This is a genomic window from Pseudoalteromonas sp. NH0006-46 (genome assembly GCF_057547735.1).
The window spans coordinates 354,482-370,743 of record NZ_BAAJML010000002.1; the positions used below are offsets into that span (position 1 = coordinate 354,482).

General features: G+C 40.4%; 13 protein-coding genes. 5 read left to right on the plus strand and 8 right to left on the minus strand.

What is annotated here, in order from left to right; genetic code table 11:
• Nucleotides 1-3 precede the first annotated feature (3 nt).
• The 5 genes from apaG to lptD are packed head-to-tail and all read right to left on the minus strand — an operon-like array spanning nucleotide 4 to nucleotide 5,756.
• Nucleotides 4-393 carry a Co2+/Mg2+ efflux protein ApaG gene (gene apaG, locus AC27I2_RS06450; RefSeq protein WP_006793227.1) on the minus strand — a complete coding sequence of 130 codons (390 nt, stop codon included), beginning with the start codon at nucleotides 391-393 and terminating at the stop codon, nucleotides 4-6.
• Nucleotides 377-1,183, minus strand: a complete 807-nt coding sequence (rsmA, locus tag AC27I2_RS06455; RefSeq protein ID WP_010556602.1) for a 16S rRNA (adenine(1518)-N(6)/adenine(1519)-N(6))-dimethyltransferase RsmA — start codon at nucleotides 1,181-1,183, stop codon at nucleotides 377-379. The genes apaG and rsmA overlap by 17 nt, the downstream gene beginning before the upstream one ends.
• Nucleotides 1,180-2,172 carry a 4-hydroxythreonine-4-phosphate dehydrogenase PdxA gene (gene pdxA, locus AC27I2_RS06460; protein WP_058405765.1) on the minus strand — a complete coding sequence of 331 codons (993 nt, stop codon included), beginning with the start codon at nucleotides 2,170-2,172 and terminating at the stop codon, nucleotides 1,180-1,182. The genes rsmA and pdxA overlap by 4 nt, the downstream gene beginning before the upstream one ends.
• A gap of 2 nt (nucleotides 2,173-2,174) precedes the next feature.
• Nucleotides 2,175-3,470 (minus strand): peptidylprolyl isomerase SurA, encoded by a 1,296-nt coding sequence (gene surA / locus AC27I2_RS06465; protein WP_058405766.1) that lies wholly within the window; start codon nucleotides 3,468-3,470, stop codon nucleotides 2,175-2,177.
• Nucleotides 3,471-3,509: 39 nt separating this feature from the next.
• On the minus strand, nucleotides 3,510-5,756 hold the full coding sequence (gene lptD / locus AC27I2_RS06470; RefSeq protein WP_487203781.1) for an LPS assembly protein LptD: 2,247 nt from the start codon (nucleotides 5,754-5,756) through the stop codon (nucleotides 3,510-3,512).
• Between the two features lie 112 nt (nucleotides 5,757-5,868).
• On the opposite strand from lptD, the gene AC27I2_RS06475 reads away from it, so the two are divergent.
• From AC27I2_RS06475 to djlA, 3 genes are read left to right on the plus strand one after another with little or no spacing between them, the layout of a single operon-like run.
• Complete coding sequence (locus tag AC27I2_RS06475; protein WP_487203782.1) at nucleotides 5,869-6,870, plus strand: aminoglycoside phosphotransferase family protein; 1,002 nt, start codon at nucleotides 5,869-5,871, stop codon at nucleotides 6,868-6,870.
• Nucleotides 6,867-7,532: an N-acetylmuramate alpha-1-phosphate uridylyltransferase MurU gene (gene murU, locus AC27I2_RS06480; RefSeq protein ID WP_487203783.1), complete on the plus strand. Its 666-nt coding sequence runs from the start codon at nucleotides 6,867-6,869 to the stop codon at nucleotides 7,530-7,532. Before AC27I2_RS06475 ends, murU begins: the two co-directional genes overlap by 4 nt.
• Nucleotides 7,533-7,553: 21 nt before the next feature.
• Nucleotides 7,554-8,411: a co-chaperone DjlA gene (djlA, locus tag AC27I2_RS06485; RefSeq protein ID WP_487203784.1), complete on the plus strand. Its 858-nt coding sequence runs from the start codon at nucleotides 7,554-7,556 to the stop codon at nucleotides 8,409-8,411.
• Here the strand turns inward: djlA and AC27I2_RS06490 are convergent.
• The 3 genes from AC27I2_RS06490 to rapA form a co-directional block, all read right to left on the minus strand.
• The gene (locus AC27I2_RS06490) at nucleotides 8,394-9,299 is read right to left on the minus strand and encodes a DUF3530 family protein (RefSeq protein WP_487203785.1); all 906 of its coding nucleotides are present in this window, start codon (nucleotides 9,297-9,299) and stop codon (nucleotides 8,394-8,396) included. The genes djlA and AC27I2_RS06490 overlap by 18 nt on opposite strands.
• A gap of 120 nt (nucleotides 9,300-9,419) precedes the next feature.
• The gene (gene rluA / locus AC27I2_RS06495; RefSeq protein ID WP_058405772.1) at nucleotides 9,420-10,073 is read right to left on the minus strand and encodes a bifunctional tRNA pseudouridine(32) synthase/23S rRNA pseudouridine(746) synthase RluA; all 654 of its coding nucleotides are present in this window, start codon (nucleotides 10,071-10,073) and stop codon (nucleotides 9,420-9,422) included.
• Nucleotides 10,074-10,273: 200 nt separating this feature from the next.
• Nucleotides 10,274-13,168, minus strand: coding sequence for an RNA polymerase-associated protein RapA (gene rapA, locus AC27I2_RS06500; protein ID WP_487203786.1), 2,895 nt, complete (start codon nucleotides 13,166-13,168; stop codon nucleotides 10,274-10,276).
• A 307-nt stretch (nucleotides 13,169-13,475) separates the two neighbouring features.
• Here rapA and AC27I2_RS06505 point away from each other — a divergent pair, with 307 nt between their 5' ends.
• Together AC27I2_RS06505 and AC27I2_RS06510 are read left to right on the plus strand one after the other, a co-directional pair.
• The gene (locus AC27I2_RS06505) at nucleotides 13,476-14,840 is read left to right on the plus strand and encodes a PhoH family protein (RefSeq protein ID WP_487203787.1); all 1,365 of its coding nucleotides are present in this window, start codon (nucleotides 13,476-13,478) and stop codon (nucleotides 14,838-14,840) included.
• A complete protein-coding gene (locus AC27I2_RS06510) occupies nucleotides 14,840-16,222 on the plus strand; it encodes a PhoH family protein (protein WP_276756676.1) in 1,383 nt (460 codons plus the stop codon). Before AC27I2_RS06505 ends, AC27I2_RS06510 begins: the two co-directional genes overlap by 1 nt.
• Nucleotides 16,223-16,262: the final 40 nt, after the last annotated feature.

Genomic DNA, 16,262 nt, shown 5'->3' on the forward strand with positions numbered 1-16,262 from the left:
TTGCTAATGCAAAATATTAGGGCAAGCTAAACGAAACACATTGATAGGTGCTTCAAACTCTGCACCAAACTCGTTGCGTAGCGTGTAGTGGCCTTGCATTGTACCTACTGGAGTGTCTAGGATAGCACCACTGGTGTATTTGTAACTTTCACCTGGGCCAATTGTTGGGGTTTCGCCAACAACGCCTTCGCCTTCGACTTCAACTTCTTTACCGTTTGCGTCTGTAATTAACCAATAACGGTGCAATAGCTTAGCACTGCATAAGCTATGATTTTTTATTGTTACAGAGTAAGCAAATACGTACTTTTCGATTTCAGGTTGCGATTGACCTTCAACATAAAATGTTTCTACAGACACCTTTACAGGTGACCCAATATTACTGCTCTTTGTCATAAATCCAGTTAGCTATATCGATAAATTGTTGTAGAGACAAGCTTTCAGCACGTAATGTAGCATCAATACCTATGCTTGCCATTTCATCGGCTGTTAGTAAGTTGCCAAGACTGTTTCGTAATGTTTTACGACGTTGATTAAACGCTTCTAAACAGACTGTGTTGAGTATTTTTACGCTTTTGGCTGTACGTTGCTCCGGCTTTTTAGGAATTAAGCGAATAACTGCAGAGTCAACCTTAGGGGCTGGCTTAAAGCACTCTGGTGGCACTTCAATTACAGGCATTGCATTACAGTAGTACTGAGTCATTACACTTAAACGACCAAACGTTTTACTACCAGGGCCTGCAACCATGCGTTTTACAACTTCTTTTTGAAGCATAAAGTGCATGTGCTCAATGTTATCGGCAAACTCAAAAAGATGAAATAACAATGGCGTAGAGATGTTATAAGGTAAGTTACCAAACACTTTTAACTTTTTGTCATCTTTAACTAAGCTTGCAAAGTCGTATTTCATTGCATCGCCTTGATTTACTGTTAATTTTGGCCCTAAAAAAGGGTGTTCAATTAAGCGTTTTGCAAGGTCTTTATCTAGCTCTACAACCGTTAGGTGTCCGCTAAGTTCAGCTACAGGCTCGGTGATTGCACCTAGGCCTGGGCCTATTTCTACTAAATTATCTTCTGGTTTAGGATCGATTGCTGAAACTATTTTATCGATGATCATTTCATCGAATAAAAAGTTTTGTCCAAAACGTTTTCGGGCGCGGTGTCCTAAATGTACTTTATCGGTCATTGATTTTGTGCTTTTTCATGGGCGAGCTTGATTGCTTCGCGGATCGCTAATTCAAAACTTCCAACATCAGCGGTGCCTGTACCAGCTAAATCTAGCGCTGTACCGTGGTCAACTGAAGTGCGAATAAAAGGTAAACCCAACGTGATATTCACCGATTTACCAAATCCTTTGTATTTTAGCACAGGTAAACCCTGATCGTGATACATAGCAAGTACGGCATCGGCTTCAGAAAGGTATTTATCTTGAAATAATGTATCGGCAGGTAGTGGACCAATTAAATTCATACCCTGGCTTCTTAAAATATCAAGGGTAGGGGTAATTGTATCTATTTCTTCACGGCCTAAGTGACCATCTTCACCAGCGTGTGGGTTTAGCCCACAGACTAATATACGCGGCTTTTCAATACCAAACTTGGTACGTAAGTCGTGATCTAAAATAGTGGCAACCTTGGTCAGGCGGTCTTCGGTGATTGCGCGAGAAACATAAGCCAGTGGAATATGTGTTGTCACAAGCGCAACACGAAGTCCTTCAGTGGCTAATAACATAACAACATCTGCAGTGTTTGACTGCTGTGCAAAATACTCAGTATGGCCACTGAACGAAATACCGGCTTTATTAATAATGCCTTTATGAACAGGGCCTGTAACTACAGCATCGAATGTGCCATCCATGTTTTTTTCGCTTGCGATACGCAAGGTGTCTAACACGTATTGGCCATTAGCATCGTTAAGTACGCCTAGCTCTACATCATCACCTAAATTGACTTGATGAATATACACACAGCCTTCAGGTGTTGCTTTAGCGGGAGCGTTTTCATCAAACTCAATTAGGTTGATAGGTAAACCTAACAGCTTTGCTCGTTCTTTTAATAGTTTGGCATCAGCAAGCACAACAAGTTGTGCGTCCCATGCTTGCTGAGCAAGCGTAATAAGCAAATCTGGACCAATACCGGCAGGTTCCCCTGGTGTAATTGCTACTCTTAAGGTCATATTTATTCGTCTGTAGGGAAAATTTCAACATGGGCTTGTTCGCGCATTTCTTGCTGCCAGTTGAAGCTTTCTTCTTTAAATTTACGGTTAAATAGCATGCCATGTGCGCGGTTACGTTTAGCTAACTCAGTTTTATCAGCAACACGTTTGTCGAGTAGTTGTACTATATGCCAACCAAACTGGGTTCTAAATGGCTCACTAATCTCGTCTTGCTTGAGCGATAGTAATGTATCTCTAAACGCAGGAACGTAGGTTGTTGGATCAGTCCAGTCGTATTCGCCGCCTTTAAGTGCAGAGCCTGGATCTTCTGAATATTCTTTCGCGAGTTCGCCAAAATCAGCATTGCCTGCACGCAAGTCTTTAGCAAAACCAGCAAGCATGTTACGTGCTTTTTCTTCGCTTAAAATTATCGAAGGTTCAATAAGTATATGGCGCGAGCGAACCTCAGTTGTTTCTACCACTTGTAGGCCACGCACATCTTGGACTTTAATAATATGAAAACCAGCACCTGAGCGAAGCGGTCCTACAATAGCGTCTTTCTTTTTGCTCTTTACAGCTTCAGCGAAAAGAGAAGGCATTTCGTTTATACCCATCCATCCTAATTGGCCTCCTTCAAGTGCTTTTGAGCCGCTTGATGATGAGATTGCAATGCGTTTAAATTCTTGGCCATCGTTAAGTAATTCAATAACTTTATCAGCACGTGTTTTAGCCGCTGAAATTTCCTCTGCTGTTGCTTCGTTAGGAATATCAATCAGGATGTGGCCAATGTCATACTCTTCAGCACTTTGACCTTGGCTAGCCATAATTTTTAATAAATTATCGACTTCTTGCTCACTGATATAAATACGTCGATCAACATTTGCGCGAGTAACCTGTTGTGTTGTGATCTCTTTACGTATTTCTTCACGGTATGCTTGAAAGCTATCGCCTGATGCTTCAACTGTGCGTCGTAAATCGCTAATTGTGCCGCCTTGCTCTTTTGCTATGTTAGCGAGCGTTTGATCTAATTGGCTATCAGAAATTTGTAACCCCATGCGCTCTGCCATTTGCATCATTAGTGCTTGGCTAACTAAACGTTCCATGGCTTGCACACGTAAAGTTTCGTCTTTAGGTAATTGCTGACCTTGTTCTTTTGCTTGTTTTTTTACACGATCAACAATGGAGTTTACTTCGCTTTGTAAAATAACACCTTGGTTTACAACGCCAACAACTTTGTCTATTTCTACTGGTTCAGCAAATGCACCTTGGCACAGACTGATACTTAAAACGGTTGATACTAATAATTTTTTTAAAGTCATGTTCTATTTACTACTCTTGCTAATAGTATGTTTGTGATACTAGTTATTAAGAAAATACGGTCTACGATAGCCAAAAATACCTTGTTGTAATAGTTTTTGTGCATCATAGCGGCTTTTACTACCCAGTCCTTTTAGTACAAAATTAAAACTAATACCTGAATCAAAGGTGGCTTGTTCTGTACCTATTGACTGATTTAAATCAGTTTCGATCTGGCGGTGACCAGTAATCTGGAACGCCCAACAGCATGATTCATACTGTAATCCACTTAATATTTCGACGCTTCGGTTGTTTTCAAGGTCACGGTGGTAGCTTGCAATAAACTGCCATTCATCACTTATTGGAATACTTGTGAATACACCTGTTTGCTCGATTGTATTTCCTGAGACATCATTTGCATAGCGATGGTTCAATTGCACAAGCTGATTATTATCACCTTTGTAATCTAACGTGGCATTTGATTGGATCATCTGTTTGCTGTCAGTGTTGTATTGTATCCCCGCAGAGAAATACCAACGACGGTGCCAATGTAACATGGTTTGCGCTGCAAATAATGCATTGTAATTTGTATCTGAGTTTAAATTTTGCTCGGTTGGCTTGGCATCATCAGATAAATAAAATATTTGTCCGGCACTAAAGTTAAAAATTTCTTCTTGTTTTTTATCAAATAAACGCGTTGTTGCACCCAGCGTAAATTGATTTGCAGCGGCTATTCGATCAACGCCAGAAAAACGCGTATCTCTAAATAAGCCGTAATAATCGTCCTGTAATTTGGTTGTATCGTATAAACCAATATCAGACTGATCCTTGTTAGGTGTATATAAATACTGAATTTGTGGCTCTAATGTTTGAATACCATCTTCTACAAGGTAGGAAGTATCGCGCTCAAAATTAAGCTGTGAATATAAACGTACTTTTGGCAAAGTACGCGAAACGCTTTGCTTAAACTGTGTGCCAGATAGGTTACCTTGTTGGTCGTAGTTTGTTTGTAATAAGCTAACTTCAGATAAAAATGACCATGCGTATTGATCGTAATCAAACCGCGCTTTTGGCTCAATATGAACTCGTGTTGCTTGATCAATGATTGCTGAGCTATTGGTAAAATGGCTCAACTCGCCAGACACGCTAAAATCAAAATGATCAAATTTCCATGGTGCTGTTTGTGTAAAGCTAATTTGTGGGATCGCTGTGTACGACTCTAAGTGATCACCCAGCACCTCAAAGTTTTGTACTTTTATATCGGTCCGCCATGTGTCACCTAAATGGGTCAGTACGCCGGTACGATAAAGCTGAGTGTCAGTTTTACTCGCATAACTTGATTCTAAATCAGTAATGTAGTTATCGTCGCTTACATTGGTAACATCTACACTTGCTCGCCAGTTTTCATTAAAGTAACTTTTTTGCTGCCAATGGAACATGTAGCGCTCATCAAGCGCTGGTTCTGAGTCATCTTTATTTAGATATTCTATTCCTATTAGGCCTTCATGTTGCTCGGTTAAGTATCTAAACTCGGTTTGTAACTGTAAACCTTTGTTAGCCATATAACGTGGCGTGATAGTGGCATCTAAGTTAGGTGCAATATTCCAATAGTAAGGAGTAATGGTTTCTAAACCATACTTGTCTGAGCTTGAAATACTAGGCGTGAGTAATCCCGACTTACGGCGCTCGTCTAATGGAAAAGTAAAATAAGGTAAATATAAAACAGGGGTATCTAGAATTCGCAGTATGGCATTGTGAGTTTCGCCCCAGCCTTGTTCGCGAGATAAGTTAATCTCGTCGGCTTCAATTTCCCAAGCTGGCGTTTCTCCCGGACAAGCAGTAAAGCTTGCATTCATCAGTACTAAGCCAGAATCGTTTATAGTGAGCTTTTCAGCACCACCTTTACCTTGTTGTTCTGTTAGCTTGTAATCAGCACCTAGTAAGCTTATTTCTGAATTATTTAAATCGGCATTTAAACCAGAGCTATTTACATTACTTACAGCATCGCGATATACAATCGGGCCAGTGGCATTAAGTAAACCACGTTGCTTGTCTATCAATGCAGTTTGTGCGGACAAACTCATATTAACGGTGTTAATATCAACATTGCCGCTAAATTCGGCACTTTGAGTACCAAGGAGTTCTACATCATCAGCTTTAATGTCAACATTACCAAGCTTAATGCCAGGTAGCGGTTGCCAAGCTCTGGTTTGCATTGAAGTGCCACAAAGTTTGTGTGTCAGTTCAGTTTCGGCAAGCGATGGTGCGCTAACTACGCTTAGCATCAAAATGCCCCAGGTTTTGCTCATTTATTGACCCTAATGCTGTGTGTATAAATATAATTTACACATAATAAAGGAAAATAATGGCAAATACAGTAATTGACCTAATTAACTTAGTTAAAAATAGATATCTTATAAAATGACACGCTTTGATAATTTACAACAGTTCATAATGGCCCACTTTGGCAAACAGCCAGATACACTTGAGGCCATAACCGGAGATGCAAGCTTTAGGCGTTATTTTCGCTTAACAATTAATAATCAGCACTTTATTGTAATGGACTCCGATCCATTAAAGGTCAATAACGCACCGTATTTATCTTTGAACCAAGTTTTTACCGACCAAGGTTTTTTGTTACCGCATATTATTAAAAGTGATGAACAACAGGGTTTTTTTATTTTAACTGATTTAGGCAGCACACACTTAGCCGACATGCTTAATGATGCAAATAGAACCAACTATTACACACAGTTAATAAGTTTATCAGCCAAGTGGGCAAAAACCCCTGAAGCCTCAGATATGTTGGCCTATGGTAAAGACTTTATAGCGCTTGAATTGTCGATATTTAGCCAATGGTTAGTAAAAGATTTTATTGCTGAAAATGTTGATAAAAATCAGCTTAAAATGTGGGAGTCGAGCTGCGCTCTACTCACTAAAGCCATGCTTGAACAGCCCACAGTAACAGTGCATCGCGACTACCATAGCCGTAATATTATGCACAGCAATTCGCAGTGGGCGATAATAGATTACCAAGACACCGTGCGCGGGCCGCTTTGTTACGATTTAGTTTCGTTATTACGCGATTGCTATTTTAAGCTACCCGATGATGAGCTCGCTCAACTATTAGTATTTGGTTATAACGAATTTAAACGTCAAGGCTTAGTCGCTAACACGTCGTTTGAGCAATTTAAAGTTTGGTTTGACTTAACCGGTTTACAGCGTCATTTAAAAGCCGCTGGTATATTTTGTCGGCTGTATTTACGTGATGGTAAAATAGGTTATTTAGCTAATATTTTGCCCACCCTTGAGTATATTACAGAAATTGCTGCACGTTACCCCGAGCTCAATGCGCTCGGTGATTGGGTTAAAAATACAATAGCGCCAAAAGTGATTAAAAAATTAGAGCAGGTAAGCTTATGAAAGCCATGATTTTAGCCGCAGGACGTGGGCAGCGTATGATGCCGCTCACTCACGCTATGCCTAAACCTATGCTTAAAGTGCAAAATAAACCATTAATAGAGCACCATGTTAATAATTTAAAGGCCGCAGGTATTACCGACATAGTGATAAATCTTGCATGGCAAGGTGATAAAATTAAAGCGTACTTCAAAGATGGTAGTCAATTTGGTGTAAGTATTGTTTATAGCCAAGAGGTTGAAGGCGGCCTTGAAACCGCAGGCGGAATTATTCAAGCACTTCCGTCATTAGGTGAATCGTTTATTGTGATTAATGGCGATGTATTTACCGATTACGATGTAAGCTCACTCATGCAATTGCATTTACAGCCAGGAGAGGCGCATTTGGTGCTTATTGAAAATCCACCTCATAATCCTGATGGCGATTTTGCATTGAGTCATTTATCGCCTGAGAGTCCAAAATATACGTTCTCGGGTATTAGCCGCTATCAGGCTGACTTTTTTAATGGTTTAGAGCCAGGCATTCGCCCGCTTGGGTCGTTACTACGAGAAAAACTAAGCAAACACTTAGTATCTACCGAGCTTTATATTGGTAGTTGGGATGACATAGGCACACCAGCGCGTTTAACGGCATTAAATGAGCGCTTGGCGCAAGCCGACACATAATTAATAGGAGTAGCAGTTTACATGTGGGGAAAAATACTCGGATTTTGCTTTGGCTTTATGTTTGGCAAAATTTTTGGTGCTATTTTAGGTTTATATCTAGGGCATTTATTTGATAAAAGTTTAAAAAATAATTTTGATAAAGCAGGTGGCTTTTCAAGTTTATTTAATGGTGACGATGTCCATCAACGCCAAGCGTTATTTTTTTCCAGCTGCTTTGCAGTGATGGGCCATATTGCAAAGTCTAACGGCCGAGTAAGCGAAGTACATATAAAAGCCGCCAGCTTATTTATGGATGAAATGGGCTTAAAAGGCGAAGAACGCCGCGAAGCACAACATGCGTTTCAGGCGGGTAAGCAAAGTGACTTTTCATTAAAAGAAACCGTTCATGATTTTAAAGAACGTTTTGCTAAGCGTCATGATTTACTGCAATTATTTTTAGAAATACAAATTCAAATGGCGTTTTCTGATGGCATTTTGGCTGAACAAGAAAAGCAATTACTGAGTGATGTTAGTAAACAGCTAGGCATTTCTAAAACTCATTTTGCGTTTGTGCTTAAACGCTATCAAGCTGAGTTTAATTTTAGAAAACAGCAACAGCGTTATCAACAGCAGCAAGGGCAAAGTAGCAGTTATAAAGAAGGTTCAGGCCATCATGTGCCACCTAATAACAACATGAATCGTACTCAAGCGCTTGGGCTTTTAGGGCTTAACGAAGGAGCAACAGAGCGAGAAGTAAAAGTAGCTTACCGTAAGTTAATGGCGCAACACCACCCAGATAAATTAGTATCGCAAGGTTTACCAAAGCATATGATGGAATTAGCCGTTAAAAAAAGCCAAGATATTCAAGCGGCCTATGAATATTTAAAAAAGGCGGCGTAAAAAGCCGTCTATTTCTTTTGTTAGCCGAGCATGTTGTTGCGGCTGATCACGAAGCCCAAATAATTGGCGCTGGCGGTAGTCGAATTTAGCGTTTCGGTTAACCCAGCGCTGGCGATTTTTTAGGTTAATTAAAATGTTGCGATTGTCGCCGGCGTAATAAATATCTAAAAGGGCAGGCGTAACAAGAGACGTTGTTTGGTTTAGGCTTTTATTGCGTTTTGCATTGGGTAAATAGCTACTTAAACTAATAAGCGCATCCACGCGTTCTTGCGGAAAATCTGCATAATATTCAGTTAATACCCCTGCACTGGTGCCTTGGGCAATAATAACAATATTGCTAGGCTCTTCCATCGCTGTTTGGTAAAGGGCTTTGTAGCGCGCCAGTAAATTTAATTTGTAGTTGTCGAGTACTTCATCACTGACGGCTTCAATAGCATCCACATGGTGAGGCGCTTCATTTTTACTTGAAACATTAGGCTGCTCTGACTCACTGTTGGCTTGACTCTCTGGTTCAGTGGCGGTGCTTGGTGCTGTTTCTGCGGCCGTCTCTGCTATTTTACTCGCTTGCCAATCAATATCAGGGGTGGTCATCGCATAGGTGGTGTAGCCTAAATTGTTAAGCTCCTTGCGTAAGTAACTCATTCCTGAATTATTGGTAGGGGTTGATTGCCAGTCGGGGATCAGTAATACAGTCCCTCTAAAATCAGCACTCATGTATTCACTGTGCAAACTTAAAAACTCAGTTTCACCTGCCAATAAGGTTTTCACTTCATCGCTGGGTAGAAGGCGTTTAATATCGCTATTTTCAACACTCGAAAAAGAAGGCGGAGCAATATGTTCAGCGGCAGTTGCAGGCATTGCTAAAAGGGCCACGCAGCTACATGCCATGTAACACAAAGTCTTTTTAATTAATTGCAAAAACACCATAACACGCTCAACTAGTGGTCATTAGTTAGGTATCGGCATGTTTAACTAAAAGTTTAACCCTTTGCTAAGTAATTGAGCCCGTTAAAACTCGGGTTCTGCTTCGAAGGTCATTATTTGCTCGGTGACTGGGTGTTTTAGTTGCAACATTTGTGCGTGAAGTTGTAAACGCGGAGCGGCTGCAAGCGCCTCTGTGTGGGCATAGAGTCTGTCACCTAGAATAGGATGGCCAAGGCTTAGCATATGTACACGTAATTGATGTGAACGACCAGTAATAGGAGTGAGCTCTACGCGAGTGGCGCTTTCTTCTCGTTCAAGTATTTTATAGTGAGTGAGCGATGGCTTACCATTTTCATGATCCACCATTTGCTTTGGGCGATTAGGCCAGTCGCAAATAAGTGGCAAATCAACAGAACCATTGTCTTGTTCAAGTTGCCCAAATACGCGAGCAATATACCGCTTAGCAGTTTCACGTTCTTGAAACTGCATGCTTAAATGCCTATGGGCAGCTTTATTCATAGCAAGGCAAAGTATGCCGGAAGTTGCCATATCAAGGCGGTGAACAATACGTGCGGTTGGAAACACGCGATTCACTCGGTTAATTAAGCTGTCGGCATGTTTAGGATCTTTACCAGGAACCGTTAATAACTCACTTGGTTTATTAACAATGAGCAAGTCGTCGTCTTGAAAAAGTATGGTTAAATACGGGTTCATTGGGGGATTGTAATTAACTAACACGGCCGACCTTAATGATTTTGAAGGGCACTATTTTAGGGGAGCAAGGGCAAAGGCTCAAGGAAAACATTGATAGTCTGTACAAAGGCTTCTAATTTATATGCCTTGTTTGAATATAAAAAAGCGCGGTATAAATACCGCGCTTTATTAAGCTGTCATTTTTACTAACGACTGACAGCTATAAACTTAAAGCTCAAAAACCCCTAGTGCGAAACCACTATTAAGCGAATTGCATCTAGTTGTAACTGCGCTTTTTCAATGTGCGTAGTCAACTCGCTGCGCTGCTTATCAAAGAAAGTAATTTCTTCTTGGCGAATATTCGGGTTAATTTGTTTAAGGGCTTCTAAACGAGATTGTTCTTCAATTAGCGTGCTTTGCATTTTAGCTAGCGACGCTGCACGAATAACATCGAGTTTTTCTTGTGCCATGTCTTTTGCAGTCGTGATCATTGGGTGAATTGCGCTTTGCAATGCACCTGCCAGTTTACTTGCTGTTTGACGACCGACGGCTGAAAGCTGTTGGTTAAACCCGTCAAATGCGACGTTTTCGCCTAAGTTATTGCTGGCTTTATCAAGTAATATACGAATAGGGGTAGGGGGTAAAAAGCGGCCCACTTGCAATACTTTAGGTGCCATTGCTTCGGCAACAAATATCAACTCAACAAAAAAAGTGCCCGCGGGAAGTTTTTTGTTTTTAAGTAAGGCAACCGATGCGCTACCAAAGTCATCGTCACAAATCATGTCCATTGTGCCCTGTACCATTGGGTGATCCCAACTAATAAAGTGTACATCTTCTTGTGAAAGTGCGGTATCGCGGTCAAATGTAACTGTCATTCCATCATCTTTAAGCGATGGGAATGACGCGTTTAACATGTGTTCAGTAGGCTTTAAAATAATGGTGTTCTCGCCTTTATCCTCTTGGCTTACACCAAAAGTGTCGAACACGTTAATCATGTAACTTGGCAGTTCAAACTGGTTATCGAGTTTTTCTATGTCAGTAACCAGAGAGTCAGCAGCACCTTGGCCAGAAGAATGCAGCTCTAATAAACGATCTCGCCCGCTTTCCATTTTTTTACGTAGCACGGCATTTTGTTGCGCTACTTGTGCTAGCATTGGATCTAGCTCGTCTTCATCACAGTTATGCGCTGAAATGTATTCAAGTAAATCTTCGCGAAACTCTTTATATAATAACTGACCAGTGGTTGATGTGGTTTCAAAGGCATCTAGGCCTTCGTTGTACCAACGCAATAATACTTCTTGCGCTGTGTTTTCAAAATATGGCACGTGAATATTCACGTCTTGTGTTTGCCCAATGCGGTCCAAACGGCCAATACGTTGCTCAAGTAAATCAGGGTTTAGTGGTAAATCAAATAACACTAAATGATGCGAGAACTGGAAGTTACGACCTTCAGAGCCAATTTCTGAACACAATAGTATTTGTGCGTTGTCGTATTCGTCGGCAAAAAATGCAGCCGCGCGGTCACGCTCTATAATTGACATACCTTCGTGGAAAACCGAGGCTTTAATTGCTTCGCGTTCACGTAGTATTTGCTCAAGGCTAATAGCGGTTTCGGCTTTGGCACAAATAAGAAGTACTTTTTCGTGTTTTAGCGTTTTAAGTGTGTCGATTAACCAATCTACACGTGGGTCAAATAAGCCCCAACTTGCACTTTCGCCTTCAAACTCTTGAAATATTTTTTCAGGAAAAAGAGCGCGATGTGCACTTAGTTCTGCATTTTGAATACCGCTCATGCTACCAAGTACAGACATGGCCGTTTTGTACTGTTTTGGCAATGCCATAGGGTAAGCATGTAATTTACGGCTTGGGTAGCCATCAATGCCACTGCGGCTGTTTCTGAATAATATACGGCCAGTACCGTGACGATCGAGCAACATATTAAGTATTTCTTTACGCGCTGGTAAATCGCCTTGCTGCGCTTTTTCAAGAATAACGGTAATGTCGGTTTCTTTTAATAGCTCAATAAGCGTTGCTTTTGCATTATCGTCAAGAGCTTGATCTTGTAATAACTGGTTTGCCGCTTGCGCTACGTCTTTGTAATTTGCTTCTTCTTCTTTAAATACGTCGTAGTCGTAAAAGCGGTCTGGGTCGAGTAATTGTAAGCGCGCAAAGTGACTGCTATGGCCTAGCTGATCTGGCGTTGCAGTAAGTAAAATAAGGCCAGGGATATCTTGGCTAAGCTCAGCCATGCGTTGATATTCAGTGCTTGGTTTACCGTTATTAATGCTTAAGTGGTGCGCTTCATCAACAACTAATAGATCCCAATCAGCCAATGTGGCTTGTTCAAACCAGCGCTTTTTCTTGGTTAAAAACTCAAGGCTTGTAAGGACAAGTTGCTCTGTATCAAATACGTTTGGTGAATCGGCAAAGGCTTCGTCGCAACGCTCTTCATCAAAAATAGAAAAACGTAAGTTAAAGCGGCGTAGCATTTCGACTAACCATTGGTGCTGCAGGTTTTCAGGTACAACAATAAGTACGCGGCTTGCGCGGCCACTAATAATTTGCTGATGCAGTATCATGCCTGCTTCAATCGTTTTACCAAGGCCTACTTCATCAGATAAAAGTACGCGTGGTGCGAAACGTTTACCTACTTCTTGGGCAATATAAAGCTGGTGGGGTATAAGATTAGCACGCTGACCAATTAAGCCTTTAATAGGCGATTGTTCACGTTCAAATTTATGTTGCCATGTTTGGTAACGCAGTGTGTAACGATCAAAACGATCTACTTGGCCGGCAAATAAACGGTCTTGTGGCTTATTAAACTTTATAAAATGATCTAAAAAAGTTTCTTTTAACTTTGCTTCTTCGCCATTATCAACACGGGTGCCCACGTAACAAAGTAGTTCACCCTGAACTTCAATAGACTCTACTTCTAATTCCCATTCTTCAACGCTTTTGATCACATCGCCTGGATTAAATGCCACACGGGTAACCGGTGCTTCTGCTGTAGAGTAAACACGGTTTTCGCCACTGGCTGGAAATAATATGCTGACCTGTCGGCCTTCAATGGCAACAACGGTGCCTAATCCTAAATCTGACTCTGTATCACTGATCCAACGCTGACCTAAGGAAAAATTCATGTATGTCTCGTCTATGATGAAAAAGGCGGCTATGTTACCTGTAAGCTAACACCACTGCAAGGCGCTATTTAGCTCACTTTTAATTAATTTTATAAGTGTTAATTATAAAGAATAAAACCGCCATTTTTTAACCTATTAAAAAGGTAAATAAAAACTAAATTCAGGTTGTAATAAAACGGACTTTTATGGCAAATAGACTAAACTTTCAATATGCCTTGGCAATTAAGTATTGCAGGTTTTGATTTTTGCCCGTTTTACTTAGTTATTTTGGTATAGCATAAAAATCATAAAACGTAAGGAAAGTGCTATGGAAAAAGCTTCGAACCTTGAAAGTAAAATGTATGTGCTAGACACCAACGTACTCCTCCACGAGCCCCTCGCTTATTTGTCTTTTCAAGAACATAACGTGGTTATTCCGATGACCGTACTTGAAGAGCTTGATCACATTAAGGACCGAAAACACGATGTAAGCCGCGATGCCCGCGTTGCAATTCGTGGTTTAGATGAGGTACTTAAAAACGCAACCCCTGAACAAATGCTACAAGGCGTTGCTTTGCCAAGTAATAAAAAGGCTAAATCGAGCTCTGCCGGCACGCTCATTATTGTTAATGACCATTTATTTGCAGACTCAATTTCGGGGTTGCCGGGCAATGAAAACGATCATCGGATTATTAATTGTGCGGTATATTTACAAAAGCAGCATAGCGATTCAAAAGTGATATTGGTTACCAAAGACATAAATATGCGCTTAAAAGCAAAAGGCGCAGGACTTAAATATGTAGAGGATTACCGAACTGATCAGCTTATTGATGACATTAGCTTGCTCACTAGCGGTTATAAAAAAATAGAAGGTGATTTTTGGGGACATGTAGGGCAGTGCAACACAGAGCAACATGGGCGAGATACGTTTCATCATGTGCCTAAAAATCTAATACCAGATGTATTTTGTAATGAGTATTTACTTGATGAGGGTAATCACTTTGCGGCTAGGGTAAAGTCGTTTGATGATGAACACATTACTATAAAAGATATTAGTGTTGAGCGGTTAATGCATCATCATGCATGGGGCGTTAAACCTAAGAATATTTATCAAGGTATGGCGCTGGATGCATTACTTGATACTAGCATTGAATTGGTAATATTAACTGGACCTGCAGGGTGTGGAAAAACATTACTAGCGCTTGCTTGTGCGCTTGAATTGGTTATTGAAAAAGGTATTTACGATAAAGTTATTGTAACTCGAAACACGCCTGAGATTGCAGAATCTATTGGTTTTTTACCTGGCACGGAAGAGGAAAAAATGGCGCCGTGGCTTGCCGCTATTACCGACACGCTTGAGGTACTGCACAAAGGCGACGAGAACCCACTATCTAGCCGAAATTACATTATGGAAAAGGCCAATGTACAGTTTAAGTCGGTTAATTTTATGCGTGGCCGCAGTATTCAAAATGCGGTTGTTATTTTACAACCCCGAATTGAAAATAATTTAAAGTTTTTACCTCTTTGTTTTTCATGGCCTATAGCAAAAGTAAAAAGAATTTTCAAAAAAATTGATTTCTTTAACTACTCTAAGCAGTCCCATAATTGCAAACTTTTACTAAATATTCGAAATTTACGAGAAGAGTACTACACACAGTCTCGCAACAATTTAACTATTTTGGAGGCTGCGTAATGAAAAGCTCTATTGATAATCGAAATCCTCGTGTACTTGATACATCAGCATTGGTCCATGATCCTAAATCGCTTCTTTCCTATCGTGATGATGTATACATTTGTTTAACCGTGTTGGAAGAATTGGACAATCTTAAAGAGAGAACTAATAAATCTGTAAGTGCAGATGCACGGATGTGTATAAGAATGTTGGAAGACATCATAAATGGACATACAGCCGAGGAAATGGAACTAGGTATTCCTTTACCATCTACCGAAACCGCCCAGAGAGGAAAGCTTTTCATCGGAATTGACACTCAATTGGATATGGCTAGGGAGTTAAAGCACGGGATAGGAAGTGACGCTGATAACAGAATAATTAATTATGCTTTATATCTTCAAAAAGAACTCGATAAAGATGTAACAATTGTTAGTCGTGATATTAATATGCGGTTGAAAGCTCGAACAGTTGGAGTTAGGGCTGAGGACGTTGCCGTAGATAATCAAATATCAGATATTGATCTTTTATACACAGGTGTACAAGCTTTTGAAGGAGATCTTTTTAATCGAATTAAATCAGACAAAGACTTCAAGGTTTCAGGAGAAGTTTATACATTCCCAGTAAGCTTATTTAACGATGAAGTTCAGCCAAACATGTATTGGTACGATGAAACTGGACACATTGGGCGAATTTCAGAAGTTACAGATATTGAGGTATACACAAAGTTATTGCCTCGTAAGCACGAAAAAGTATGGGGTATTTTGCCTAAAAACCAGAGACAGGCGGTGGCTTTAAGCCAATTAACAGACCCTTATTATGATTTAAATATTATACTTGGCCCAGCAGGCTCCGGGAAAACTTTTTTAGCCGTTGCGGCAGCGTTACATCAAGTATTAGAGTTGAAAAAATATAAGAAAATAGTAGTTGTTAGGTCTCGGGACTTCATGGACGACGATCCCGGCTTTTTACCTGGTGATTTAACCGAAAAATCAATGCCACTATTAGCAGGTATCACAGATGCACTTATATCAATGCATTCAGGTGATAACAATGAAGGTAATATTAGTGCAACTGTTGAGCATGTCATAGAGCGTGCCAATATAGAGTTTACCTCTATGGCTTATTTTCGAGGCAGGTCTATTGATGATGCTGTTTTAATTATTGATGAAGCACAAAATATGACCCGTGCTCAAATTAAAGGAATGCTTAGTCGCGGTGGAAAAAATTGTCGAACGATTGTACTTGGTAATCTAGCGCAAATAGATGATAAATTTGTAACAGCAGCTTCTTCTGGTGCAAGTGCGGCTGTTAATGTTTATAGGAATTATGAAAAAGGCTCGGTGCTCATATTTGATGAAGTCGAGCGCAGTAGCTTGGCTGAATTCACTGAAAAGAATATGTAGAAGTCAAAATTCAATTCAAATCATTTAAAATATTGCCATA